Annotated in this window: 19 protein-coding genes and 4 tRNA genes; 8 read left to right on the forward strand and 15 right to left on the reverse strand. The window is 54.7% G+C overall.

Annotated features, from left to right (window positions below; translation table 11 throughout):
- Positions 1-178: 178 nt before the first annotated feature.
- Positions 179-985: an exodeoxyribonuclease III gene (xthA, locus tag ACN0VL_RS12020; protein WP_417617688.1), complete on the reverse strand. Its 807-nt coding sequence runs from the start codon at positions 983-985 to the stop codon at positions 179-181.
- Positions 986-1,380: 395 nt separating this feature from the next.
- Between xthA and ACN0VL_RS12025 the strand changes: the two genes are divergently transcribed.
- Positions 1,381-2,412, forward strand: coding sequence for an efflux RND transporter periplasmic adaptor subunit (locus tag ACN0VL_RS12025; RefSeq protein WP_417617690.1), 1,032 nt, complete (start codon positions 1,381-1,383; stop codon positions 2,410-2,412).
- The gene (locus ACN0VL_RS12030) at positions 2,399-5,494 is read left to right on the forward strand and encodes an efflux RND transporter permease subunit (protein ID WP_417617691.1); all 3,096 of its coding nucleotides are present in this window, start codon (positions 2,399-2,401) and stop codon (positions 5,492-5,494) included. Before ACN0VL_RS12025 ends, ACN0VL_RS12030 begins: the two co-directional genes overlap by 14 nt.
- A gap of 450 nt (positions 5,495-5,944) precedes the next feature.
- Here the strand turns inward: ACN0VL_RS12030 and ACN0VL_RS12035 are convergent.
- The 3 genes from ACN0VL_RS12035 to ACN0VL_RS12045 all read right to left on the reverse strand — a co-directional run bounded on the left by ACN0VL_RS12035 (position 5,945) and on the right by ACN0VL_RS12045 (position 6,439).
- Positions 5,945-6,029 (reverse strand) — tRNA-Tyr (locus ACN0VL_RS12035).
- A 120-nt stretch (positions 6,030-6,149) separates the two neighbouring features.
- A tRNA-Tyr gene (locus tag ACN0VL_RS12040) sits at positions 6,150-6,234 on the reverse strand.
- A gap of 120 nt (positions 6,235-6,354) precedes the next feature.
- A tRNA-Tyr gene (locus tag ACN0VL_RS12045) sits at positions 6,355-6,439 on the reverse strand.
- A gap of 123 nt (positions 6,440-6,562) precedes the next feature.
- Here ACN0VL_RS12045 and ACN0VL_RS12050 point away from each other — a divergent pair.
- Positions 6,563-7,036 (forward strand): VC2046/SO_2500 family protein, encoded by a 474-nt coding sequence (locus tag ACN0VL_RS12050; RefSeq protein WP_417617693.1) that lies wholly within the window; start codon positions 6,563-6,565, stop codon positions 7,034-7,036.
- A gap of 353 nt (positions 7,037-7,389) precedes the next feature.
- On the opposite strand, the gene ACN0VL_RS12055 is transcribed toward ACN0VL_RS12050, so the two are convergent.
- The 6 genes from ACN0VL_RS12055 to ACN0VL_RS12080 all read right to left on the reverse strand — a co-directional run bounded on the left by ACN0VL_RS12055 (position 7,390) and on the right by ACN0VL_RS12080 (position 13,082).
- Positions 7,390-8,487 (reverse strand): ketoacyl-ACP synthase III, encoded by a 1,098-nt coding sequence (locus tag ACN0VL_RS12055; protein WP_417617694.1) that lies wholly within the window; start codon positions 8,485-8,487, stop codon positions 7,390-7,392.
- Positions 8,488-8,872: 385 nt separating this feature from the next.
- Positions 8,873-9,250, reverse strand: a complete 378-nt coding sequence (locus ACN0VL_RS12060) for a thiol-disulfide oxidoreductase DCC family protein (RefSeq protein ID WP_417617696.1) — start codon at positions 9,248-9,250, stop codon at positions 8,873-8,875.
- A gap of 134 nt (positions 9,251-9,384) precedes the next feature.
- Positions 9,385-10,863: a carboxypeptidase M32 gene (locus ACN0VL_RS12065; protein ID WP_417617698.1), complete on the reverse strand. Its 1,479-nt coding sequence runs from the start codon at positions 10,861-10,863 to the stop codon at positions 9,385-9,387.
- Positions 10,864-10,973: 110 nt separating this feature from the next.
- Entirely contained in the window at positions 10,974-11,114 is a 141-nt protein-coding gene (locus tag ACN0VL_RS12070) for a DUF3149 domain-containing protein (protein ID WP_417617700.1), read from the reverse strand.
- Positions 11,115-11,348: 234 nt separating this feature from the next.
- Positions 11,349-12,203 carry a TraB/GumN family protein gene (locus ACN0VL_RS12075; RefSeq protein ID WP_417617702.1) on the reverse strand — a complete coding sequence of 285 codons (855 nt, stop codon included), beginning with the start codon at positions 12,201-12,203 and terminating at the stop codon, positions 11,349-11,351.
- 6 nt (positions 12,204-12,209) lie between these two features.
- Positions 12,210-13,082: an SDR family oxidoreductase gene (locus tag ACN0VL_RS12080; protein ID WP_417617704.1), complete on the reverse strand. Its 873-nt coding sequence runs from the start codon at positions 13,080-13,082 to the stop codon at positions 12,210-12,212.
- A 366-nt stretch (positions 13,083-13,448) separates the two neighbouring features.
- Between ACN0VL_RS12080 and ACN0VL_RS12085 the strand changes: the two genes are divergently transcribed.
- Entirely contained in the window at positions 13,449-13,922 is a 474-nt protein-coding gene (locus ACN0VL_RS12085) for a peroxiredoxin (protein ID WP_417617706.1), read from the forward strand.
- A gap of 267 nt (positions 13,923-14,189) precedes the next feature.
- Here ACN0VL_RS12085 and ACN0VL_RS12090 read toward each other — a convergent pair.
- Positions 14,190-14,265: transfer RNA gene (locus ACN0VL_RS12090), tRNA-Arg, on the reverse strand.
- A gap of 406 nt (positions 14,266-14,671) precedes the next feature.
- On the opposite strand from ACN0VL_RS12090, the gene ACN0VL_RS12095 reads away from it, so the two are divergent.
- From ACN0VL_RS12095 to ACN0VL_RS12110, 4 genes are all read left to right on the forward strand, one after another.
- Positions 14,672-15,922, forward strand: a complete 1,251-nt coding sequence (locus ACN0VL_RS12095) for a M20 family metallo-hydrolase (protein WP_417617708.1) — start codon at positions 14,672-14,674, stop codon at positions 15,920-15,922.
- A gap of 39 nt (positions 15,923-15,961) precedes the next feature.
- Positions 15,962-17,227, forward strand: coding sequence for a peptidase (locus tag ACN0VL_RS12100; RefSeq protein WP_417617710.1), 1,266 nt, complete (start codon positions 15,962-15,964; stop codon positions 17,225-17,227).
- 225 nt (positions 17,228-17,452) lie between these two features.
- Positions 17,453-19,054: a sodium:solute symporter family transporter gene (locus tag ACN0VL_RS12105; RefSeq protein WP_417617712.1), complete on the forward strand. Its 1,602-nt coding sequence runs from the start codon at positions 17,453-17,455 to the stop codon at positions 19,052-19,054.
- A 50-nt stretch (positions 19,055-19,104) separates the two neighbouring features.
- Positions 19,105-20,511, forward strand: a complete 1,407-nt coding sequence (locus ACN0VL_RS12110; protein ID WP_417617714.1) for a sigma-54 interaction domain-containing protein — start codon at positions 19,105-19,107, stop codon at positions 20,509-20,511.
- A 52-nt stretch (positions 20,512-20,563) separates the two neighbouring features.
- On the opposite strand, the gene ACN0VL_RS12115 is transcribed toward ACN0VL_RS12110, so the two are convergent.
- From ACN0VL_RS12115 to rbsB, 4 genes are all read right to left on the reverse strand, one after another.
- On the reverse strand, positions 20,564-21,439 hold the full coding sequence (locus ACN0VL_RS12115) for a DMT family transporter (RefSeq protein ID WP_417617716.1): 876 nt from the start codon (positions 21,437-21,439) through the stop codon (positions 20,564-20,566).
- Positions 21,440-21,820: 381 nt separating this feature from the next.
- The gene (locus ACN0VL_RS12120) at positions 21,821-22,822 is read right to left on the reverse strand and encodes a substrate-binding domain-containing protein (protein ID WP_417617718.1); all 1,002 of its coding nucleotides are present in this window, start codon (positions 22,820-22,822) and stop codon (positions 21,821-21,823) included.
- Between the two features lie 16 nt (positions 22,823-22,838).
- Complete coding sequence (gene rbsK, locus ACN0VL_RS12125) at positions 22,839-23,753, reverse strand: ribokinase (RefSeq protein WP_417617720.1); 915 nt, start codon at positions 23,751-23,753, stop codon at positions 22,839-22,841.
- Positions 23,754-23,763: 10 nt separating this feature from the next.
- Positions 23,764-24,645: a ribose ABC transporter substrate-binding protein RbsB gene (rbsB, locus tag ACN0VL_RS12130; RefSeq protein ID WP_417617722.1), complete on the reverse strand. Its 882-nt coding sequence runs from the start codon at positions 24,643-24,645 to the stop codon at positions 23,764-23,766.
- Positions 24,646-24,648 lie beyond the last annotated feature (3 nt).

Here is a 24,648-nt window from a genome sequence, read left to right on the forward strand (position 1 = left end):
CTGTATGTTTTGTAGTGTGCCGCTTTAGCTGGCACTCCCGTCTCAGCGGGATTTTAAAAACCATCCTGCTAACGCAGGACCGGCAGCTAAAGCGCCGGACTACAGGGTGTGGTGTTGTTCGTAGGTTTTGACCTTGTGTCGTTCTCTTCACTCTTACCGCTTCACCCTTCACGGGGCTTTATGCAAACGTCGCCCAGATGGGGGCGTGATCCGAGGGCTTTTCGATGCCCCGTAGTTCGTAGTCGATACCGGTGTCTATCAGCCGTTCAACCAGGGGCTGGGTGGCCAGTACCAGATCGATGCGCAGGCCGCGATTATCATCGAAACCCCGGCTGCGATAATCGAACCAGGAATACTGCTCGGTTCGCTCCGGGTTCTGTAAACGCCAGGTGTCCGTCAGGCCCCAGCCGAGCAGACGATCCATCCACTCGCGCTCTTCCGGCAAAAACGAGCACTTGCCATCGCGCAGCCAGCGCTTGCGGTTGGGCTCGCCAATGCCAATATCGAGATCGGTATGCGAGATATTCACGTCTCCCATCACAATCACCGCTTCGTCGGGGCTGTGGTATTCGGTCAGGTAAGCCTGCAAATCTTCATAAAAACGCGCCTTGGCCGGAAACTTGGTTTCGTGCTTGCGGTTTTCACCCTGGGGAAAGTAGCCGTTGAGTACCATGACTTCGCTGCCGTCGGGGCGGGCAAAGCGGCCCATGATCATGCGTCGCTGGGCGTCCTCTTCATCGCCGGGGAAGCCTTTGCGAATCTCCAATGGCGTTTGTTTGCTGAGTAATGCCACGCCATAGTGGGCTTTTTGGCCATGAAAGTGCACCTGATAGCCCATGGCTTCTACCGCTTCTACCGGAAATACCTCGTCGTGCACCTTGATTTCCTGCAGCCCGATAATGTCGGGCTGGTGCTTGTCGATCAGCGCCTGCAATTGATGTAAACGCGCTCTGAGTCCATTGATATTAAAGGAGATAACTTTCATGAGTGTAAAAGCCTGATACAAAAAAGATGGCGCTATGCTAGCAGAAAGCAGCCCGTCCAGCGAAATATTGGCGGTGAAGGGGGGAAGTGATTTTGTAGGCTCTGCTTCAGCTGTGCAATGCCGCGCAGCGGTATTTTTGCTCCGATATTTCATACCTCGCCGTATTACCTAAAGTCTGTACATCCATTCGGTGGCAAAGGGTGGAACAGGTGCATCAGATCCTGCTGCGCAGGATTTAGCAGCTAAAGCAGCTACTACAGGCGGCTTTTCTTTTGGTTGGGCGCCGGGCACGGGTTTTTAGCCACACTTTGTTACATTTTAGCGGCTTGCTGACATAGTCTGGCGGGGGGAAACAGGTAAACTAGGGCAAGCTTGGTATAAGGAATAAAAAAGACATGCTTGATAACACATTCTCTGGATGGCTGGGGGCGGGACTATTGGCGCTGGTAGCACTTGCACCGGCCACCGCACTGGCGCAGCGCAGCTCTGTGGTAACCACGGTACGGGTGACCGAACAACCGATTTCCGAAAACATTGAACTGATAGGTACCTTGAAGGCGAACCAGCAGGTGGCCATAGCTCCGCAGGTGAGTGCGCGAGTGACAGAGGTGCACTTTGTGCCGGGCCAGGTGGTCAAGAAAGGCCAGCTGTTATTAAGCCTGGACGACCGGGCGGCGCAGGCGGCGGTGCGTGAAGCCCGCGCGGTGCTCATGGATGCACAACGTATTTTCAAGAATTATCAAACCCTGTTCAAGCGCAAGGCGGTCACCCAAACCGAGCTGGACGGCCAACAGGCCGCCGTTGCCATGGCCGAAGCCAAGCTGGCCGCCGCCCGAGTGGCAGCGGATTATTTAACGCTGCGGGCCCCCTTTGCCGGCGTAATGGGATTAACCGATGTGGCACCCGGTATGTTGCTGGCGGCCAATACCCCCGTGGCCGAGCTGCTGGATATCAGCAGCCTGAAGCTCGATCTGGCGGTGCCCGAAAAATACTTTGGCAAGCTGAGCGTAGGCGAACAACTGAGTGCTTACACCCAAGCCTATGGCGAGCAGGCATTTATCGGTGAGCTGGCGGTGATAGCCCCCGGCGTAAACAGCGATACCCTGAATGCCGAGGTGCGACTGGTGTTTGATAACGGCGACGGCCTCTTGGTACCGGGCATGTTGATGCGGGTGCAATTGATTATTGCCAACAGCACCCAGATGGCGATACCTGCCCAGAGCCTGCTGTATGCCGGCCAGCAGCGTTATGTGTACGTGGTGGATGAACAAGGTAAGGTCAGCCGCCGTAACGTGAGCACCGGCCTTAATTTAGGGGACATGGTCACCATTGCCAACGGGCTGGAAGTGGGCGAGCAGGTGATCCGCGAAGGCACGGTCAAGGTGCGCGAAGGCAGCCAGGTAGAGGTGGTTAATGAAGCTCTCTGATCTGTCTATTGCGCGGCCGGTGCTGGCCACCGTATTCAGCTTGATGCTGTGCGTGTTTGGCATTATTTCTTTTTTCGAACTGCCGCTGCGAGAAATGCCCGACACCACCTCGCCGGTGGTGACGGTACGTACCAACTATACCGGTGCCAGCGCCAGCGTGCTGGAAACCCAGGTGACCAAACGGCTGGAAGACGAGCTGTCGGGCATCAGCGATGTTAAATATATCAGCTCCAGTACCAGCGATGGTCGCTCCAGCATCACCATTGAATTTGATCCGTCCCGCAACCTGGACAATGCCGCCAGCGACGTGCGTGAAGCGGTCGCCCGGGCCTCCCGTAGCCTGCCCGACGAGGCCGACGCCCCCATAGTGACCAAAGACACGGGCCGCAACGACGTTATCTTGTGGGTGACGCTGCGCTCGACCGGCATGTCGCCGCTGGCGCTGGGGGATTATGCCCAAAACGTGCTGGCCGATCGGTTCAGTTTGCTCGACGGCGTCAGCTCGGTGTGGGTGGGCGGGCGTAAAGAGCGGGTGATGAACGTGCGGCTGGATCCCATCGCCATGGCGGCCCGTGGCGTTACCGTGGCGGATATTCGTGCCGCGTTGCGTTCGCAAAACGTCGAGCTACCCGCCGGCACCCTGGAGAACAGCCAGCAGAATTTTGCTGCCCGCATTCAGCGTGGCTATGATCTGGCCGCCGATTTTAACAGCCTGAGTATTCGTCGTATCGACTCGGGCAGCCGGGTGTATTTAAGTGATGTGGCCGAGGTGTGGGAGGGCGAAAAACCCGAAGACACCCTGTTTCGCTCCAATGGTCAAAATGTGGTGGGGCTGGGCATCGTCAAGCAAACCCAGGCCAATACTCTGGAAGTGGTGGAAAAGGTCAAGCAGGCCATAGTGGCGCAACAGCCCTTTTTGCCGGAGGGTGCCGAGCTGACCTGGACCTACGACAGCTCGGTGTTTATCGACAGCGCCATTAGCGAGGTGTATCAAACCCTGCTGATCACAGTGGGGCTGGTGGTATTGGTGATTTACATCTTTCTGGGGCAGGTGCGCGCCACCCTGATCCCGGCGGTGACCGTCCCCGTCTCGCTGATCAGCGCCTTTATACTGGCCTATGCGCTGGGTTATTCGGTGAACCTGATCACCCTGATGGCGCTGATCATGGCCATTGGCCTGGTGGTGGATGACGCCATAGTGGTGCTTGAAAATATTTACCATCATCTGGAGCGAGGCCGGTCCCCGTTGGCGGCGGCCTATCATGGTGCCCGTGAAGTGGGCTTTGCGGTGATTGCCACCACCCTGACGCTGGTGGCGGTCTTCTTGCCCATCGTCTTTATGGGCGGCATTATTGGCCGGATATTTACCGAGTTTGCGGTGTTGTTGGCCGGCGCCGTTATTTTTTCCTCTCTGGTGGCACTCACGCTCACCCCGGTGATGAGCAGCAAGATATTAACGGCCCACCAAACGCCCGGCTGGCTGGCCACCCGTTTTAATGCGGGTTTTTCCCGGTTGGAGCAAGGCTATCGCCGTCTGTTGGGCGCCAATCTGAAGCACCCCTGGTGGGCACCACTAATCATGGTGCTGGCGCTGGGGGGGATGACGCTGCTGTTCAAGGAAGTGCCGCAAAGTCTGACCCCCAAAGAAGACAGGGGCGTGGTGTTTGTGATGGTGAAGGGCGCCGAAGGCGCCAGCTTCGAGCGCATGAGTCGTGCCATGAGTGAAGTGGAGCAAAGATTCAGCCCCTTGCAGGAAGAAGGCCTGATTACCAGCCTTACGGTGCGCACTCCCGGCTTTGGTGGTGGCGTGAACAGCGGCATAGTCATTGCCAGCCTGGAAACCTGGGATGAACGCGCCCAGTCGGCCGAGGCCATAGTAGGGCGCATTCGTGGCCTGACCAAAGACGTGGCCGATGTGTTGGTGATCCCCATTTTACCTTCGTCCATTAGAGGCGGATCCAGCTCGCCGGTGGAGTTTGTGCTGGGCGGTGCCGATTTTGATGAGCTGTACGACTGGGCCGAACAATTACGGGTGATTGCCCGCGACAACCCGGGCCTGAGCGATCTGGACCTGGATTATGCGCAAACCAAACCCGAGCTGTTGGTGGAAGTGGATCAGCAGCGTGCCGCCTTGCTGGGCATTTCGGTGACCGATGTGGCCGATAGCCTGAATGTGATGCTGGGCGGGCAGGCCATTACCACCTACGAGCGGCAGGGGGAAGAATACGATGTGTACCTGAAAGGGCAACAGGATGCCTTTCGCCAGCTGAGTGACATCAGCAGCATTTATCTGCGCGGTGGCAATGGTGATCTGATCTCGCTGGATAACTTGGTGACCTTGAACGAGCAGGGGGCATCGCCTTCCCTGAACCATTACAACCGTAAAAAAGCCATTACCCTGAGCGCCAACCTGGTCGGCAGTTACAGCCTGGGCGAGGCGCTGGATTATCTGGATCAGCAGGTGCGCGATAACCTGCCCGACTATGCCATTGTCGACTACAAGGGCGAGTCACTGGAATACAAGAGCAACCAAAGCGATGTGGCCTTCGTGTTTGGGCTGGCGCTGGTGGTGGTATTCCTGATTTTGGCGGCGCAGTTTGAAAGCTTTATTCACCCCTTTATCGTGTTACTGACCGTGCCCCTGGGGCTGGTGGGTGGCTTGCTGGGGCTGTATTTTACGGGCATGACGCTGAATGCCTACAGCCAGATTGCCATGGTGATGTTGATAGGCCTGGTGACCAAAAACGGCATCCTGATCGTGGAGTTTGCCAACCAGCTGCGCGATCGCGGCCATGCCTTTAACGCCGCCATCGTCGAAGCGGCGGTACGTCGCTTGCGGCCGATTTTAATGACCGCCTTCACCACCATCATTGGCTCCCTGCCGCTGATTCTGGCCAGCGGCGCCGGTGCCGAAAGCCGTCAGGCGGTGGGTATAGTGGTTTTTGCCGGAGTCTCGCTGGCTACCTTGCTCACGCTGTTTATCGTGCCCGCCATGTACCGCCTGCTCGCCAAAGGCACCCAGTCGCCAGAGCACCAGCAACGACTACTGCAAGCGGCGCTTGAGGAGACGGGGGAGGGGTAAAGAGTGAAGGGTAAGGGGTGAAGAGCGAAGGGCAAGCTAACCCCGAACCAAACACAGGGCCAAGAATTTTTTGCCACGGAATCCACGGAAACCACGGACGAAGGGCAGTAAGATAATAGGGACTGGGGGGTATGCCGTCATCCTGACGGACGTCAGGATCTTGGTTTTGTTTTGTAGGCACTGCTTCAGCTGTGCAATGTGGCGAAGCCACATCTCGCCGAACACCGAAATGTCATATTTCACCGTATTGTTTCAAACCTGTGCATCGGATCCTGCTGCGCAGGATTTAGCAGCTGAAGCAGCTACTACAGGGTTCGGTGTGGTTTTGTAGGCGCATACTTGTTCGCGGGTTTTGGTGTTATGTCGTTCCCTTCACTCTTTACCCTTCACTCATCACAATTTTTCAATAGACATGAAAAAAGCCAGTGCTGTGCACTGGCTTTTAAATGATGGTGGAGGAGGCTGGATTCGAACCAGCGAAGGCTGAGCCGTCAGATTTACAGTCTGATCCCTTTGGCCGCTCGGGAACTCCTCCACAGTTAACTTTTATAAGGTTGGGCTGCACTGTGGAGCATGCCAACCTTTTACTGCTTGCTCTGTGCTGTAGCTGGATGACCATCCAACAGCTGACCGCTAGCACAGAGTAACAAATAGATGGTGGAGGAGGCTGGATTCGAACCAGCGAAGGCTGAGCCGTCAGATTTACAGTCTGATCCCTTTGGCCGCTCGGGAACTCCTCCACAGTTAACTTTTATAAGGTTGGGCTGCACTGTGGAGCATGCCAACCTTTTACTGCTTGCTCTGTGCTGTAGCTGGATGACCATCCAACAGCTGACCGCTAGCACAGAGTAACAAATAGATGGTGGAGGAGGCTGGATTCGAACCAGCGAAGGCTGAGCCGTCAGATTTACAGTCTGATCCCTTTGGCCGCTCGGGAACTCCTCCACACTTTGTGGAGCGCATACTACCAAAAAGATCCGGCTTGTGAACCCCTAAAGTGTAAGTATTTGCTAATAAAATCGGGTTTGCTGCCGATAACTAATCAAACGTCTAATTTTTGCACTTATTATGCTGCCAGAACTCAATAACACTCTGCTCGTCAACGACAGCCAACTTGGAGACCATCTTAATCAGGCGGTCCGGGAAGGTCGTCGTAGCGATTTTGGTTTGTTGTTGGCGTTACTGTCCGAAGATGCCCGGGACCTGCCGCGCATTGAAGCGACAAAAAATGAACCGGGGCAGCCAGACTGGCGTGAGTATTTTGCATTGCCCGGCCAGAACCCGTTGTATGCCGAAGAGCAGGACGCAATACGCGCGCCTCAGTTGTCGGCCCTGGCCGGCAATTTACAGCAAGACAGTTTACGGCTGATGCTGGCGATGCGCGCCGAGCCGTTGCGGGTGAGCAATGATGTATTGCCAACCGACGTCAGCAGCAACCTTAACCCCCGCACCCAGGCAAGACTGGCCGGCAAGTACCTGACCAGCACGCTGCCACAGGATCCCGGCCGCATACTGTCGGTGCTGGATGCGTTGCAAGTTTAAACCAAGCGCCCAGCGACAAGCGAAACAAGAACTAAAGATTTTTTGCCACGGAATCCACGGACCCCACGGAAAAATAGAGATCAAATCTGAAAAGACATCTCATTACTAAAAGCTAAAGAATCGGCTAAGGGTAGAGTCATCTGCCTAGAGTGATTGGTCTTACCAATAAAATATCTTGGTACTTTTCGATCTTATCTCATCTTGATTTTTCCGTGGGTTCGGTGGATTCCGTGGCGAAGAGGGTTTTTAGTGGTTTTGGAGCTGCTGCTGTTTGCGGATAGATGCCGGATAAAGCTTGGTTTGATGGCCAAAGAAAAACACCGAGCTCCAGGCTCGGTGTTGTGTCGTTCACTTCACTCTTCACTGGATTTCAGCTTCCAGCTTTCCTGGCAGCCTTTTATGGCGGGGGCCAGCAGTTCCAGTGCGCTCTGCTCGCAGGGGGGCAGGGCGGCGTTGGACTGCTGCAGGGGGGTGACGCGATCGCCCCAGCGAATCACGCCAGCACCCCAGGTGAGGCCGGCGCCAAAGGCGGCGGTAAGCAGCAAGGCGCCGGGTTTAATGCGCCCTTGCTCCAGAGCATCACACAGGGCGATGGGCACGGTGGCCGCCGAGGTATTACCGTATTGTTCAATGTTGACCATGACCTTGTCGCTGGGCAACTCCATCTTTTTGGCCAGGGTGTCAATGATACGAATGTTGGCCTGATGGGGCAGCAGCAAGTCGATGTCCTGGCCGGATAATCCGGTTTGCGCCAGCACATTGGCCGCGGCGTCGCCCATGCCCTTGACCGCGCGCTTGAAAATCTCCTTTCCGTCGAAGCTGACATCAAACAGACCGTCGGTATGGGCAAAGCGTTCGCGGTTGGTGCCGGAGTTGGGTACTGCCAGAATATCGTTGGCGTCGGCGTCGCAACCCAGCTTGTCGGCAATCAACCCCAGGGGCTGCTCGCTGGCTTCCAGTACCACGGCGCCGGCACCGTCGCCGAACAGCACGGCGGTGTCACGTAGGGTCCAGTCCAGGTAATGGGTTAACCGCTCGGCACCTATCACCAACACTCGGCCCATGGTGCCGGTTTTAATCAGGGCACTGCCGACGCTCAGGCCATAAATAAAGCCGGTGCAGGCGGCATTGATATCAAATACCGCCGCCTTGCCGGCCCCCAGGTTACGCTGCACCGCCGAAGCGGCGCTGGGCACCAGGGTATCGGGGCTGGCGGTGGCCAGAATGATGCAATCGAGATCGCCCGGCTCCAGACCGGCGGCGGCCAGTGCATGACGAGCCGCTACCGTGGCCAGCTCGGAGGTGTTTACATGGGCGATACGACGAGAGCGAATGCCGGTGCGGCTGTAAATCCAGTCGTCAGAGGTATCCAGAAAGGTGCTGAGATCGTCATTACTCAAGGCGGCCGGGGGCAAGCATTTTCCCCAACCCGTAATATTGGCATGGCGCATAATAACCCCTGTTGGTGTTATAAAGTCTGCTATCGGTTATGCCCCAGCGATGTTTGGCTGTCAACTTTAAGTCATGCAGTGATGAGTGAAGCGTAAAGAGTGAAGAGTGAAGAGTGAAGAGTGAAGGGAACGACATGACAGCCGACAGCAAAACCTGCAAAAAGCACCACACCCTGTAGTCCTGCGCTTTAGCTGCAGGCCCTGCGTTAGGAGGGTGGTTTTTAAAATCCCGCCGAGACGGGAGTGCCAGCTAAAGCGGCACCCTACAAAAACCTAACGCAAGATCCTGATGTTCATCAGGATGACGGCCAAGTACACCGACTCTGCAAGTTCGGGGTTGGCTTGTTCGCTTCACCCTTTTCCCTTCACCCTTCACTTTTGTGCCTTAAATCCGACCTTGTCGTTGCAGGCGGCGCTCTACCCAGGTGCGGTACAGCCAGGACAGACACGGGCGTATGATGGGCAGGCCAATCAACCAGGCCAGCGGCTTGAGCCTTGGCACGCGGCGCATTAACAGTATGTAGGCGTCGAGTTCCGACACTACCCGGCCATCCGCCGTTTGCACGTGCAGCTCGCGCAATACCTTTTGTGGCGTCAGCCCCAGGCTTAACAGCACGTCTTCTCGGCCGGTAATATCAAACCAGTAGATGTCGTTGCCTCCGGCACCGGCCCAGCGTTCGTAGTTGGCGCGGTCCTTGACGCAACCTTCGCAGCTGCCGTCATAAAACACCACCAGCTGATGGTAAGGCTTTTTTCCATCCATAGTCAGACTCTCCATGCACTACTGGTCCACTTGAAACATAAAAGACATTTTTTAAGCATAGACGGCATTAACCCCTGAATTGACATGAGTTTTGTCATATCACCCATGTGGAAACCATACTCACCCCTCACCCCTCACCCCTCAAGGTACCGCTGTTGCAGGTGCAGCTTGAAGGCAGTGGCATCCAGCGACTGACCGCAGGCTTGCTCAATGAGCGAGTCGGTATCCAGCAGGCTGGCGTGTTGCCAGATATTGTGTTGCAGCCAGTCGAAGATACCGGGCAAGTCCTGCTGGATCAGCTGGTCTAGTGGCGCTTGCTGTTGTTGCATGGCCGAGGCTTGCTGCGCGGCGTACATGGCGCCCAGGGTGTAACTGGGAAAGTAGCCAAAGCTGCCGTCGGTCCAGTGAATATCCTGCATGCACCCGTCTTTATAGTTGCCCTGGGTGCTCAAACCCAAATAGCGCTGCATCAGTTGATCCCAACGTTCGGGCAGATCTCTGGCCTGCAGCTTGCCTTCTATCAGGTCCCGTTCAATTTCGTAGCGCAGCATGATGTGGGCGGGGTAGGTGACTTCATCGGCATCGACCCGAATAAAGCCCGGGTTCACTCGGGTGTACAGTTTGGCCAGGTTGTCCGGCGCAAACGCAGGCTGTGGGCCAAAGTGGCGCTCCAGCAGGGGGGCTAGCCGGGCAATAAAGGCGGGGTGACGGGCCAGCTGCATTTCAAAAAACAGGCTCTGTGATTCATGCACGCCCATGGATCTGGCCTGGCCCACCGGCAGCTTGCGCCATTGGGCCGGCAGCCCCTGTTCGTAACGGGCATGTCCGGTTTCGTGGATCACGCCCATTAATGCCTGTGTCACATCGTGTTCGTCGTAGCGGGTGGTGAGGCGCACGTCTTCGCTGACGCCGCCACAAAACGGATGCACACTGACATCCAGCCGGCCGTGGTTGAAATCAAATCCCAGCAGCGCCATGACGTCCAGCCCCAGCGCACGCTGTTGCTCGGTGGCAAAGGGCCCCTGGGGTTGCAAGACGGTCTCGTTGCTTTGCTTATCTTGTACTTCACTAATCAGGTCGGGTAACCACTGCTTGAGGCCGCTAAATACGGTGTCGAGGGTAGCGCTGCGCATGCCGGGCTCAAACTGTTCCAGCAAGCTGTCGTAACGGGATAACCCCAGCGCATCGGCACGGGCCGCCGCAACCTGGCGCGATAAATTCAATACTTCTTCAAACAGCGGCAAAAAGCCGGGCCAATCGTTGGCCGGACGCAAGCTGCGCCAGGCGTGCTCACAGCGCGAGCCAGCCAGTGAAAAAGCCCCCACCAAATCGCTGGGCAGCATGGTGGCATCACGCCATTGGCGGTGCATTTCGCTGAGGCTGACGGTTTGTGCCGGCGTTAATGATTCTTGCCGGGCCGCGGCAAACCAGTCGGCCAGCCTGGGATCCTGCAACTGTTGATGGCTCAGCACGGCCAGCGCACTCATGGCTTCGGCGCGCGCCTGATTACCACCGGGCGGCATCATGGTGGCTTGATCCCAACCACAAATGGCACCTAAATGTTGCAGGTGATGGCGTTGTTCAAAATGGTGGCTTAAGGCTGAATAAGACATGAGCGGCTCCATAAAGTGAGGGAGCCGCAGTATAAGCAAGTTATCGAACAAGAGGAAACGACAAGCCCCTGGGGAGGAGGAGGTGGGGGCCTGCCGTTTAAAAACTGGGGTTATTCGCCCGGCTGGGAAGTACGAACCTTGTAAACAAAGTAGCAGCCCAAAAAGCTGATGATAATAGTCGTAAAAATAATCGTCAGCATGGACAGTAAACCTACGTCGCTACCAAACATTAAATCGAGCCAGAATGCCATAGTCGTCTCTCCCTGGGTGTGCGCTATGGAGGTATCTTATCGACCGGGCCCAACGCCATGCTGATCTTGATCAATAAAGCGACGCTAAGCACCAAGCTAAACCAGGGGCTAAAGATTTTTTTGCCACGGAATCCACAGAACCCAGCCGCGCGAACAAGTATGCGCCTACAGAACACACCGCTCTATGTATTGCCAGGCGCTCGGCGCTATGTTTTACCCTTGACTCCTCACTCCTCACTCCTCACTCTTCACTTGCTCAAGCTGGTATCCGGCTTGTTGCAGTAGCTGCAATAATCCATATTCACCGTATAGGTGCAGCGCGCCCACGACCAACAAGGCCTGTTGTGGTGCTTGTTGCTCCAGCCGATGCAGCCAGTGCTGGTTACGCGCCAGTAGCAACTCCTGTTCTATAAAGGCGTGAAGCTCGGGCGATTGCTCGTCATGCAATAACGCCAGCAAGGCTTGCTCATCCCCACTTTGCCAGGTAGTGAACAGCTGCTCGAGGTGGCGGGGCAGATCATCCAGCTCGGCCAGGGTGTGACGCACGAAGTCCTGCTCCAGCTGGCGCCGGGGTAACGAGGCCATCAATTCAAATACCAAGGTGGGGGGCTCCAGCCCCAGCACGGGCACTGCTTGCTGTTTGGCCAGGTGCAGCAGCTGCATATCGACGCCCTGACTGCTGGAGAAGCCGAGGCGTTGTGCCTTGACCTGGCTCAGCTGCATGACCGCAAACCAGGGTGGGAAGCGCTTTAACCGAGTCAAACCCAGCCCATCCAGATGCAGTTCCAGCTGGCTGGCCAGTGGCTCACCCAACCTGTCTTGCCAGGTTTCGTTGGCCGGCAGCGCTAAATAAGGCGCCAGCATGGCGGGGGAGATGGTATCGGGATCCACTTCCAGATAAAGCTGCTCACTTTGTGCCAAACGCTGCAATAACGGTTCGGGCAAGGTGCCCAGTCGTGCATCTGCCAGGTGAATAGAGCCAAACAGCCATAATTGCTGCTCGCCTTTGGTGGCCGACCATAAGGCGGGGGCGGCCAGGCTGTAGCTGCTGTAGCCCCACAACAATAAGAAAGAGAAGAGTTTGAACACAGGGGGTTAGCCTCCGGCTTTCAGTAACAGTTTGTCTAATGCCCGCGCACTGAGCAGACGACGCAGCCAGCTCATCATTACGGTGGGCCGGGTAACGGGGTAGCGTATTTTGGGTCTGGAGCTGGTCAGAGCATGCAGCAGCGGCGCCATGCAGGCTTGTGGCTCCAGGCTATAGCGCGAGCTGGGTCCGGGCTGCTGCAGTCTGTTCAGGGTTTGCTGATAACCCGCCTGATGGCGGCTGGCTGCAACATCAATATAACGTAGGAAGGCGGTTTTTGAGTGTTCTCTAAAACGCGTTTCAATGGGACCCGGCTCGATGAGGCTGACCGCAACGCCGGTACCATTCAGCTCTAGGCGAAGCGTATCAGTGTAGCCTTCCAGAGCAAATTTGGAGGCATTATAGGCCCCGCGAAAGGGCAGGGCCACCAGGCCGAGAATGGAGCTATTTTGCACGATACGGCCTTCTTTGGCGGCCAGCATGGTCGGCAAAATCAGGCGCGTGAGGTGGTGCAGGCCAAAGAGGTTGCTTTCAAACTGTTCACGCAACGCCTGGGTGGGCAAATCTTCCAGCGCGCCGGGCTGGCCATAAGCGCCGTTGTTGAACAGACCATAAAGCCGGCCGCCGGTCAGTTGCAGGGTCTGGGCCACCGCCGCCTCCATGCTGGCCTCATCGGCCAGATCCAGTAATACCGCCGTTAGGCCCGCTTGCTGCAAGGCATCTACGTCTTCCTGACGCCGGGCCGAAGCTATCACCTGAAAGCCTTGTTGCTGCAAAAAATGGGCGGCACACAGGCCTATGCCCGACGAACAACCGGTAATCAACACGCTTTTTGTAGCCGGGTTCAACGCCTGGTTAGACGGACCCAAAGAGTTAGCCATAGTGATAAACACGCCCTAATCAATCGAAAGCAAACCCTTACTCTGCCTGTGGTTGAGCACCATCGCAAGCGGGGGAGTTGTGAAGGGTGAGGAGTGATGGGAGAGGAGTGAGGGATGGAGTGAGGGGAAGACCTTGTTTGGAGTTCACCTTACCCTTTTCCCCTCACTGGCACTCACGGGCTTAACTGGTTATTGCCTCGATGAAGCGGAGCGATCAGAGTGCCGCCGTTATTGCATGACGGGGCAGTGGTTATTTTTGCTTCGGTATCAGGACGTTAGTTTCTTTAAATTCCAGGTTGCTGTTCGTGGTTTTCAATCACCATCAGCGCTAAACTGAAAGCCACTTCACCAATAAGGAACGTTAACATGATACAGCAAGGCCAACCCCTACCTTCTGCCACCCTGGGTCAGCTCACCGCAGACGGTATGGTGAATCACCAGACGGACGAGTTGTTTGCCAATAAGAAAGTCGTCCTGTTTGCTGTACCCGGCGCTTTTACACCGACCTGCTCGGCATCTCATTTGCCCGGTTTTATCGTGCTTGCAGATCAAATCAAGGCAAAAGGCGTAGATATGATTGCCTGCGTCTCGGTGAACGATGCATTTGTGATGAAGGCATGGGGTGAGGCACAAAATGCTTCCGAGATCATGATGTTGGCCGATGGAGACGCCAGTTTCACAAAAGCACTGGGACTGGAGATGGATACCGCGGCCTTTGGCGGCGTACGCTCGAAAAGATACGCCATGGTGATTGAAAACGGCGTCGTTACACAATTGAACGTAGAAGCCCCCAAACAATTTGAAGTCAGCTCTGCCGAAGCCGTTCTGGCCAGCTTGTAATCAGGGTGCAGAGATAAAGATAACGCCCAGCTAAAACAGAGAGCGGTGTATTTTGTAGACGCGTACAGGTCCGTGCGGTTGCTGCTCTCTGTTTACCCTGTTGCTCAGGGGCCGCCGAAGTCCTCTTTACTCAAGATACGGGCGGGCTACAGCTAGGCGCGGGATGCTGCTGTGGTTTTGTAGGTGCAGACGGGTTCGCGCTGTGTGGTGCGATTGGTTGCACCCGCCACGCTGGCTTCATCGGTAAGTTATTGATTCTATATGAAATGGCGCTCCCACCAGGACTCGAACCTGGATCGGCCGCTTAGGAGGCAGCTGTTCTATCCTGTTGAACTATGGGAGCACAGGGCGAGTATATATAACTCGGTGTCTGTTGAGAACCCGCCACCCACACAAGTGAATATAAAATCGGCAATTTCAGTCTCTTTGCAGACGCCTCCAGGCTAACAGCTCTGCGCCACAGATACCTGTGTTCCCGCCTTTGCTCCTACTCCTACTCCTACTCCTACTCTCCGCTTTGTCCTCTTCTGAGGGACCCGTACTCTCGCCTTGCTCACGGCATCGTGATGAGTCGATTTTGCTTGTTTTGACTTTGATATGAGTTGATTTAGATTCAGTTTAACAAAAAATACGATTTCATTAACCATAATATTTACATAACTCGCTGTAATTGAATTGTTTTTTATTTTTGGCAAGGTTGTTGCATTCATATGTCTCGCTGTCGTATTTTTACAACAAAAAGGATGGATATGGATACTGCTCCACTTATTGATTCCGATAGGCTTTGGAAGTCGCTGATGACAATGGCCACCATAGGCCCAACCCCAAATGGGGGGAGCCGACGCCTGGCCTTAACCGCGGAAGATTTCGCCGGAAGAGCGCAACTGATCGAGTGGTGTCAGGCTATTGGTTGCACAACCAGGGTCGATGAGATAGGAAATTTGTTTATCCGGCGGCCGGGTTTGAATAATGAGCTCGCGCCTATTGGTACCGGCAGTCACCTGGATACCCAGCCTCTAGGCGGGCGCTTTGACGGTATTCTCGGCGTGTTAGCAGGTTTGGAGGTTTTTAGAACCCTGGATGCGCACCGCATAACAACGCAGCGGCCGCTGGAACTCGTCGTCTGGACTAACGAAGAAGGGAGTCGTTTCGCGCCGGCCATGATGGGGAGTGCCGTGTATGCAGGGCTACTGCCATTATCTGAGGCCCTTTCTTCGACCGATAGGGAAGGAATTAGTGTGAGCGAAGCGCTGTCGGTGGCGCAGATAGCGGAAATGGAATGTGGTGAGTCCAAGCCTTTTCATGCGTTCTTCGAGTTGCACATCGAGCAAGGGCCGGTATTAGAGAAGGAGATGATTGACATTGGCATTGTGACAGGTGCTCAGGGTATTCGCTGGTATGACATTCGCTTGCAAGGTCAGGCAGCACATGCTGGGCCGACGCCTATGGCCTATCGCCGTGATGCACTCTTTGCGGTGTCTGCGTTCATCGAGCAACTGAAGGCTGTTGTTAAATCGGATGAAACTGGTCGTGCAAAGTTCACTATTGGAGAGCTGGTCATTGCAGAACCATCCCGCAACGTGGTGCCCGGCGATATAACAATGTCGATTGACCTGCGGCACGAATGTGAAGCCGGCCTGGATGCGCTGGAGCAAGCGATGCTGAACGCTTTGCAGCTCGGGGCAGAGCGGGAGGGAGTGACGGTAGACTGGACGCGTCGTTGGAAGTCTCCTGTACGAACATTCAACAGCCATTGCATCGAGCTGGTAGCGCAGGCTACCGAGGTGCTGGGATACAGCGCGAAGCCGATGATGAGTGGTGCGGGTCATGACACGGTTAACCTTTCAGACGTGACTCCTTGTGCGATGATTTTTATCCCGTGCCGTGATGGGATAAGCCATAACGAGTCGGAGTTTGCGACACCAGAACAATGCGCTAAAGGCACGCAGGTATTGCTGCACACCATGCTGGAAGCAGCCAACAGTGTTGAGTCGAATTGAACTCATATAAATGTGAATGTAACGAGACGAGAATAAAACATGAATATACAAAGCAAAGTAAAAGAGTCCATTGCCCAGAACCGGGATCATTACACCAGAATTTTGCAAGACTGGGTGCGTGATGTAACCCTTTCGGGACAAGAGTATGAACACCAGCAAAAAGTCTGTGAGCTCTACAAGTCCATTGACCTGACAACCGACTTCTGGGAAGTCGATTATCAGAGTATTTGCGAGCATAGGTTGTTCAATTCCCCGCGGCAGGACTTTCATGGTAGCCCAAACGTTGTGGGTACCTGGAAAGGGGAAGGAGGTGGTCGCTCTTTGATCCTGAATGGCCATGTTGATGTAGTACCAGAAGGTGATCATGACCAGTGGGACGATCACCCTTATTCCGGAAATATTATCGATGGCTGTCTTTTCGGGCGAGGCGTGACCGATATGAAAGGGGGCAACCTGGCGTCCTTTATCGCTGTCAAAACCTTGAAAGATCTGGGTATTCGCCTCAAGGGTGACGTGATACTGCAGAGTGTGATTGAGGAAGAGGCGGGTGGGGCTGGTACCCTGGCGGCGCTAGAGAGAGGCTATCTTGCAGACGCGGCGATTATTCCGGAACCCACTGAGCAGATTATCTTTCCCCGTCAGCAAGGTTCGCGCTGGTTCCGACTCAAGGTTGCAGGAATCCAGGCCCATGGTGGTACGCGCTATGAAGGTGTCAGTGCGTTGGAAAAATCCGTGACTGTGATCGAGGCGGTTCAGCGCCTGGAAAAGGAACGCAACGAACGTCTGAATGATCCACTGTATAAAAATGTACCGATACCTTTGCCTATTAACCTCGGGCGGATAGAGGGCGGTGATTGGCCTTCTAGCGTGCCAGATGAGGTCGTGCTGGAAGGGCGGCTGGGGGTGGGTCCTGCGGAGACGGTGGAAAATGCGGAGCAGGAATTTGAAGCTGCCATGGCGGCACTGGGGGAGGTTGATAGCTGGTTCAAGGATCATCCGGTGATCGTCGAGTGGTTTGGTGCCTGCTGGCAGCCCGGAGGGATAGACCTCGAAAACCCGTTATTTCAGATGCTCACTAATAGCTTTGAGGCTGTTCACAAGCAAATGCCCAAAGTAAAAGCCTCACCTTGGGGAACCGATGGCGGTCTGATGACACAATACGGTATTCCCTCTCTGGTGTTTGGCCCGGGTATCACGCGGCTGGCCCACCACCCGAATGAGCATATTCGCCTGGATGATGTTTTCTCTGTAGCTGAAATTATGGCACTAACAATCGTTGATTGGTGCGAGTTGTCGGTTGAATAATAGAGTTGTTAAAGTGAGGTAATGATATGGACTTCAATACAGATGTACTTTTTCTTTTCGTGAATGCAACGCTAACAACGATTATATCAGCTGGAGTGGTGATCAGAATATTGATTAAGGAATATAGACCGACAGTCAAGGCGCTAGAGGCGGAAAGGCAGATAGAAGCCGAAAATTCAGAAAGAACAAAAGTTTCCTCATAATGGAATGACAGGAGTTGATGGAATGACCACAACGATCTTAGTGTTTGTATTAATGCTGCTCGGTTATGTTGGAGTAGCTGCATTTTTAGCGCGTTATATCAAAAATAAAGATGATTTTTATGTTATGGGCGAGAGTGCGTCGACAATGCTGACTGTCGGCACATTGGCTGCCACATATCTCAGTGCTGTTACCTTGCTCGGAATTGCCGGAGTATCCTACTCGGAAGGGCCTCTGGTCATTGCTACTCTAGGTTCATTTGGTGCCTGGATTGGGACTTTAATTGCTATTGTTTATATCGGTAGAAAAATGAAAGCCATGCATTGTAGAACAATGATGGACTTTTTTGATAAGCGATTTAACAATAAGTGGGTAAGTGTCGTTGCACTCATATTGATGATTGTTGGATTGTTGGGATACGGCATAATTCAGCTTATTGGTGCTGGACATGTGCTTGCTGAAATTACCAGCATTCCATTTCCAATGATTATTATAATGTTCACAGTAGCATTAATGTTGTTTTGTAGCCTTAGCGGAATGTATGGTGTTGTATATACCGACACCATGATGTTCTTTACGATGCTGGCAATTTCATTTTTTATCGCGCCAACCCTGATTGACAAGGCCGGGTTCGATAACATGCGTAATCTGAGCGAGACACTTCCCGGCTTTTGGTCATTAGGAGGTGTCAATGATCGTCCGTTAGGCTGGTCGATATCCCAATTCCTGGTTTGGATCCTCTTTTTTGCCTGTACGCCAGCACTGGTTTCCCGGGTCTTTCCTGCCAAGAACGATTTTGTTTTACTGAAAACAGCAGTGATAGGTATTTTCTTTGCGCCAGCCATGCAAGTGCTGGTGTTTCTGGCGGCCGGCGCAATGCAGGTACTTCAACCGGGTATCGAACCGGTAGATCGTGCGATGATTGTTGGCTTTATGGAGTTTACCTCGCCAGGTGTTGCGGGAGTCGGACTGGCAGGCCTGATGGCGTCCATCATGTCAACTGCATCAACTCTTTTTGTACTGACGGGGTTTGCCTTGGCCCGCGACCTTTACGAAAAACTGTTCGACCGCGAAGTGTCTGAGCGAAAAGGTGTGGTGCTGGGCCGAGTGTCTCAAGCCATAGTGGCGCTTATTGTATGTCTGTTTGCCATCGCACAGCCTGCGGGGGTCTATTGGATTTCAATATATGCGGGCGCCATCTTCGCCGTTGCCTGGCTGCCGACCATAGTGGCATCCATGGAGTGGCAACGCATGAATGCCAAAGCTGCGTTGGCTTGTATGCTGGTAGGGTCAGGTACCTTTGTGATCGTGGGCGAGTTGGCCCGTCAGAATGTGATTACTCTGCCGCAGCACATTGACAGTCTGATGATTTCTGTTGTTGCGGGTACGGTTGCCTTGATTGTGGCTGGTCTGAAGTACTCGCCGTCCGCCTACGAGTTGGAGCGATTCCGCGAACTCAAGTCGTTAAGTCTCTCCAAGGCAACTATTGCCGAGTTTATGAAAACGTCCAGCGGTCGTCAGTTGCTGGTCAAGGAATACCGTAGAGTTTGGGCTATTGCTATTGGCTTTATTGTAATTGCAGTCGTTATGTGGGGCTTCTTTTTTCTTAAGCTTGGTGTGAATTGAAGTAAAATGCGAGGGACTCGGGTCCCTCGCATGTTCACAGGATTAGAAATATGCAGTTAAATTTGTTGAATAGCCCTTCTTCCATGTTGTCGATTTTGAATTCCCTCAATATTGGCATCTTCATTACCAATTTGGATGGCCAGCCCCTGTGGGTAAATCGGGCCAGCTTGGCGATGATTGACTGTACCAAAAAGCATCTTTTTGCCAGTGATATTTATACACTGGAAAAAGAAGGGAAGTTTACGCCTTCCGTTTCTCGCTGTGTGATTGAAAATCGAAAACAGGTTAGTGCTGTACACCACTACCGGGGAAAAGACTACCTGATGACAGGGAAGCTTTTCTCATTACAGGGAAAAGAACCCGATGCTGTGTTGGTTCAGGCTTACAATATAGGGGAAAGTATTACCTCCTCATTGGAGCTTAGAGAAACAGAAGAGTTGCTTAGCTATGCAATGCTGGAATTGAGGCGAGCTTATCAAGCTCAGCAAGGAGATAAATCAAAAAATATATTTATCAGTCAAAGCCCTGCCTATCAAAAGTGTCTTGAGCTGGCTGAGCGTGTGTCTTTGGTAGATATGACAGTTCTATTAATGGGGGAAACCGGGGTTGGAAAAGGGTGGCTGGCAAACCGTATTCATAGGCTGAGTCCACGTCATGAAAAGCCGATGATTAGTATAAATTGTGCGGCAATTCCGAGCACCTTGTTAGAATCAGAACTGTTCGGCTATGTTAAGGGGGCATTTACTGATGCTAGCCGCGATGGTCGTGTTGGATATGTTTCGCTTGCCGAAGGAGGCACTCTTTTTCTTGATGAAGTCGGTGAGCTACCACTAGAACTTCAATCTAAACTGCTTCACTTGTTGCAGGAACGTACCTACCGGCCTATCGGGGGAAAAGAGAAAAAAGCGGATATACGCGTTATAGCTGCTACCAATGCTGATCTGGAAAAAATGGTGAAAGATGGCAGTTTTCGTTCAGATCTTTTTTATCGATTAAATATACTTCCAATAACTATCCCATCCTTGCGAGAGCGACATGAAGACATACTTCCGCTGGCGCAGTTTATCCTCGGTCGGCAAAACGAACGCTACAATAGAAAACTCACTATTTCTTCTGCTGCACTTAAGGCTTTATATCAGTACTCTTGGCCAGGAAATATACGAGAGCTAGAGAATATAATCGAAAGAATGATGATTGTATGCTCGGAGGATGAGATTACTGTTGCCGACTTGCAGTTAAATATAGATAGTAATGAAGATGAATGTGACTTTATGAAGTTGAAGTCGATAGACAGCGAACAACGCCCGTTACCTGATGTTGTCGCTGAGTTTGAATGGCAGGCTATACAGAAAGCTCTTGATAATACCGGCTCTACACGCAAGGCCGCTAAAAAACTAGGCGTAACACAATCATGGTTGATGCGGCGTATCAAAAAGTATTCGGTAGAGAAAGGGTGACGGTATAATCTTGGCCACCCTCTCAACAGATCCTAGAGTTCATGTTGATTGTTCAGGTTACCCGCTCGGGTGTTTTGTCCATAAAGCGTTCCCATCCGTTTTTGAGCAGTATGACGGCAAGCACAATGGTGCCACCTGTCAGAGCTTGCTGGCTGGGGTGTTCGCTTAAAAACAGCCAGACCAGAAGGGTGCCGAACACGGTTTCCAGCAACAGCAGCAGGCTGACCTCTGCCGAGGGCAGATACTGCGGCCCCTGCTGAATGAAGGTAAAACCGATGGGCAGTAACACCAGGCACAATAACAGCAGCCATCCCAGGTTTACCGCGTCGGGCAGGACTATGGTGCCGCTCCAGCCGAAGGCCAGAGCCGCCGTGATGATGCCACTCAGGGCGAGCATGGGGCTCATGTCGATGTGGGGCTGGCTGCGCGCCAGGGTAAAGTTGCCGGCCAACCCCAGGGCGGCTATCAAGGCAAAGGCGCTGCCCAACCAGGAGCCTGATCCCAGATCGTCCAGTACAATCAGGCTGATGCCGACCATGCAGCCGCCAATGGCAAGCCAGGTGCGCAGGGGGAGGCGCTCCTGCAAAAAGAAGCGACTCAGCAGGGCGGCGATGAGGGGGGCGGTGGCCAAGATAACCAGCACGTTACCGGCTTTGGTAAAGTGGTTACCCAGTATAAAACCTATGGTGCTCAGGCTGAACAGCAGGGCGCAGCCGATGCCGGCGCGACCACAGGCCAGATAGGCACGCCACCACTGGCCTCGATAACGCAGCACCACGATCAGCAAGAAGCCAGCTATGTTGAGCAGGCCGCGCCACAGCACCACTTGTTCGGCCGGCAGGCTGATCAGGCGCAATAGCAAGGCATCGGGCGCAATCACCAGCACGCCCAGCGCGGTGAGCAAAAGTCCTTTTTGGTAGTTATCCATGACCGTTAACACAATGAAGGGTAGGCATCATGCTAGCACACAGGGGCCAGGAGCCAAGTGGTGAAGGGCGGGGTGAGGAGTGAGGAGTGAGGAGTTTAAAGATTGGAGCGCCGAGCGCCCGGCTAAACAAGGGACCTCAAGATTTTTTGCCACGGAATCCACGGAAACCACGGACGAAGAGCGATAAAGGCTATAAAGGGTTAAAGGTAGCGCCGAGCGAAACAAGGCGCGGTGTTTTTGTGGGGCTGCTTTGAGCACGCATTCCCGTCTGGCTGGATTTAAAAATACCCCCTGCTAACGCAGGGCCGGCAGCTAAAGCGCCGGGCTACAGGGGATCTGTGTGTTGTGTCGTCCTCTTCACTCTTTCCCCTTCACGCCTCACTATATATACGCCTGGCAGCTGTTTCTGATCACCAGCTCGGGGGTGAGGGTGAGTACGCGCCTTGGGCTGTCCGGGTTTTTAATACGAGCGAGCAGGGTGTCGACGGCCAGGGCACCTCTGCCGGCTTTGGGGTGCTCGACGCTGGTGAGCGCCGGTACCAGGTAATGCGTCAGCTCGATATTGTCGTAACCGACAATCGACATTTGCTCCGGTACTGCTACCTTGGCATCGGCCAGGGCGCGGAGGGCGCCCATGGCCATCATGTCGTTGGCAATAAATACCGCCGTGGGGCGCTCGGGCAAGGTTAGCAGGGCATTCATGGCACTGTTGCCGCCGGCCAGCTCAAAATCCCCTTCAAGTATCCAGTCGTTACGCACCGTCAAACCGGCACGGGTCATGGCGGCTTTAAAGCCCGCCAATCGCTCGTCTGCCGCTCGTTTGCCCAGGGGGCCGGTAATGCAGCCAATATGGCGATGGCCCAGGGCAATCAAATGCTCGGTGGCCAGTTGACCGCCCAGCTGACCGCCGTCCTGAATGATATCGGCGGCCATGTCCTGAGGGCCCCAGTCGGCCAGGACCAGGGGGACATTGGGGTAGCGGTCAAACAGGCCGGCGCCCAACTCAAGCTGGGTACACATTAAAATGATGCCGTCGACACGCTTTTGCAGCAGCACTTCCATGTTGCTGTTCAAGCGCGCCTTGTCGTCCTGGGTATTGCACAGTGCCAGGCTGTAGCCCAGCTCGAAACAGCGTTGCTCTACCCCTTGCACCACTTCGGCAAAAAAGGGGTTGGCGCTGCTGGTGACCAGCATTCCCAGGGTCCGGGTTTCATTGACCTTTAAGCTGCGGGCCAGCGCCGAGGGGGCGTAGTGCAGATCCTTGATGGCCTGCTCAACCCGCAGGGTGATCTCCGGGCTGACAAAACGGGTTTTGTTCAGCACATGGCTGACCGTTGAGGTAGAAACCCGAGCCTCACGGGCGACATCTTTAATGGTGGCCATTAATGGGGCACGCTCATCAGTTTGCTTCCAACAGGGCCTGGATCTCGGCGCGATAGGGAATGGAGGTTTGAGCGCCGGGTCGGGTGACCGACAAGGCCGCCGCCGCCTGGGCAAACCGCACCGCCGTTCTTAACGGCTGACCCTGTTGCAGGGCCGCCAGCAGGGCACCGTTGAAGGTGTCACCTGCCGCCGTGGTATCAACGGCATTCACCTTGAAGCCCGGTATCAGCTGGCCGGGCTGATCGCGTTCGCTCAGCCAGACCCCTCTTGCCCCCAGGGTAATGATCACGGTCGCGATACCCTTGGCGTGCAGTGCCGCTGCCGCCTGTGCCGCGCCAGCGTCATCATGCACCGCCAGACCTGTCAGCCGCTCGGCTTCGGTTTCGTTCGGGGTAATCATGTCCACCAACGACAGCAAGGCATCGGGCAGGGGTTGTGCCGGTGCCGGGTTGAGCACCACTTTGGCCCCATTGGCCTTGGCCTGAGTGGCGGCGGCGATATTGGTGTCGAGGGGGATTTCCAGCTGCAGCAGCAGCCGTTCGCAGGCCAGCCCGGCCTGGTGGCGTTGCAGCTGCTCGGGGGTTAGCCGGCCGTTGGCGCCGGCGGCCAGCGAGATGGTATTTTCCCCCTCGGCATTCACCTGAATAAGCGCCACGCCGGTATTCACCTGGCTGATCGACTCGATGGCCTCGGTGTTCATGCCGTCGGCGGCAAAGCCCTCGACCAGCGTCTTGGCCAGGGGATCGTCACCCACGCAGGCAATAAAGCGGGTGTCGGCACCGGCACGCACCGCGGCGACCGCCTGATTGGCCCCCTTGCCGCCGGGCACAATACGATAATCACTGCCGGTCAGGGTTTCGCCCGGGCGCGGAAACTGCGCCAGGCGAATAACGTGATCGATATTGATACTGCCAACTACGGTTAATGTCATGGTATCGACCTTACTCGCTGATCACTTGCAGGGGCACGGGAATGTGCTGTTCGACCGTGTCGCCCTTGAGGATCTGGTCGGCGGTGATAACCGCGATGGCACCAATCTGGTCGGGCTGCTGGGCGATGGTGGCCGACAGACGTCCGCCCTGTACTGCCTTGATACCGTCTTCTGTACCGTCAAAGCCAACAATCAGCACGTCTTTTCTATTGGCGGCCTGCAGGGCACGCAGGGCACCCAGTGCCATTTCGTCGTTCTGGGCAAATACCGCCTGCACGCCCGGGTTACCGGCCAGCAGGTTTTCCATGACATTCAGGCCTTTGGTACGGTCAAAATCCGCCGGCTGGCTGGCCAGCAGCTCAAAGCCGTGCTTGGCAATCGCCTGCTTAAAGCCTTCGCCGCGCTCGCGGGCCGCACTGGTGCCGGCAATGCCTTCCAGCTGGATCACCTTGGCATTTTCACCCACTTGCTCGGCAATAAAATCACCGGCCATCAGGCCACCGGCCACGTTGTCGGAAGCGATGTGCGACGTTACATCTCCCCGGCTGGCGGCACGGTCCAGGGTAAGGACGGGCAGCTTGGCGCGGTTGGCCAGGCGAATGGCATTGGTCACGGCATCGGAGTCGGTGGGGTTGATCAGCAAGACCTTGGCCCCGCGCACGCTCAGGTCTTCGACGTTCGACAGCTCCTTGGAAGGATCATTTTGTGAGTCCAGCACGATCAGGTTGTAACCCAGCTCGGCCGCTTTTTTCTCGGCTCCTTCTTTCATGGTGACGAAGAAGGGGTTGTTCAGGGTAGAGATAACCAGCGCCAGGGTATCCTTGGCGTAAGCGCCGCTACTCAGGGTGGCACCGAGCAGAGCAACAGAAAGCAGAGTGGTCAGTTTTTTCATGAT

This window comes from Oceanisphaera sp., assembly GCF_048268965.1.
In the GTDB taxonomy this organism is placed as follows: domain Bacteria; phylum Pseudomonadota; class Gammaproteobacteria; order Enterobacterales; family Aeromonadaceae; genus Oceanimonas.

Bases quoted from the DNA above. Each gene is read 5' to 3' on its own strand.
- xthA (WP_417617688.1), bottom strand. From the start codon at position 985: ATGAAAGTTATCTCCTTTAATATCAATGGACTCAGAGCGCGTTTACAT.
- ACN0VL_RS12025 (WP_417617690.1), top strand. From the start codon at position 1,381: ATGCTTGATAACACATTCTCTGGATGGCTGGGGGCGGGACTATTGGCG.
- ACN0VL_RS12030 (WP_417617691.1), top strand. From the start codon at position 2,399: ATGAAGCTCTCTGATCTGTCTATTGCGCGGCCGGTGCTGGCCACCGTA.
- ACN0VL_RS12050 (WP_417617693.1), top strand. From the start codon at position 6,563: ATGCTGCCAGAACTCAATAACACTCTGCTCGTCAACGACAGCCAACTT.
- ACN0VL_RS12055 (WP_417617694.1), bottom strand. From the start codon at position 8,487: ATGCGCCATGCCAATATTACGGGTTGGGGAAAATGCTTGCCCCCGGCC.
- ACN0VL_RS12060 (WP_417617696.1), bottom strand. From the start codon at position 9,250: ATGGATGGAAAAAAGCCTTACCATCAGCTGGTGGTGTTTTATGACGGC.
- ACN0VL_RS12065 (WP_417617698.1), bottom strand. From the start codon at position 10,863: ATGTCTTATTCAGCCTTAAGCCACCATTTTGAACAACGCCATCACCTG.
- ACN0VL_RS12070 (WP_417617700.1), bottom strand. From the start codon at position 11,114: ATGGCATTCTGGCTCGATTTAATGTTTGGTAGCGACGTAGGTTTACTG.
- ACN0VL_RS12080 (WP_417617704.1), bottom strand. From the start codon at position 13,082: ATGGCTAACTCTTTGGGTCCGTCTAACCAGGCGTTGAACCCGGCTACA.
- ACN0VL_RS12085 (WP_417617706.1), top strand. From the start codon at position 13,449: ATGATACAGCAAGGCCAACCCCTACCTTCTGCCACCCTGGGTCAGCTC.
- ACN0VL_RS12095 (WP_417617708.1), top strand. From the start codon at position 14,672: ATGGATACTGCTCCACTTATTGATTCCGATAGGCTTTGGAAGTCGCTG.
- ACN0VL_RS12100 (WP_417617710.1), top strand. From the start codon at position 15,962: ATGAATATACAAAGCAAAGTAAAAGAGTCCATTGCCCAGAACCGGGAT.
- ACN0VL_RS12105 (WP_417617712.1), top strand. From the start codon at position 17,453: ATGACCACAACGATCTTAGTGTTTGTATTAATGCTGCTCGGTTATGTT.
- ACN0VL_RS12110 (WP_417617714.1), top strand. From the start codon at position 19,105: ATGCAGTTAAATTTGTTGAATAGCCCTTCTTCCATGTTGTCGATTTTG.
- ACN0VL_RS12115 (WP_417617716.1), bottom strand. From the start codon at position 21,439: ATGGATAACTACCAAAAAGGACTTTTGCTCACCGCGCTGGGCGTGCTG.
- ACN0VL_RS12120 (WP_417617718.1), bottom strand. From the start codon at position 22,822: ATGGCCACCATTAAAGATGTCGCCCGTGAGGCTCGGGTTTCTACCTCA.
- rbsK (WP_417617720.1), bottom strand. From the start codon at position 23,753: ATGACATTAACCGTAGTTGGCAGTATCAATATCGATCACGTTATTCGC.
- rbsB (WP_417617722.1), bottom strand. From the start codon at position 24,645: ATGAAAAAACTGACCACTCTGCTTTCTGTTGCTCTGCTCGGTGCCACC.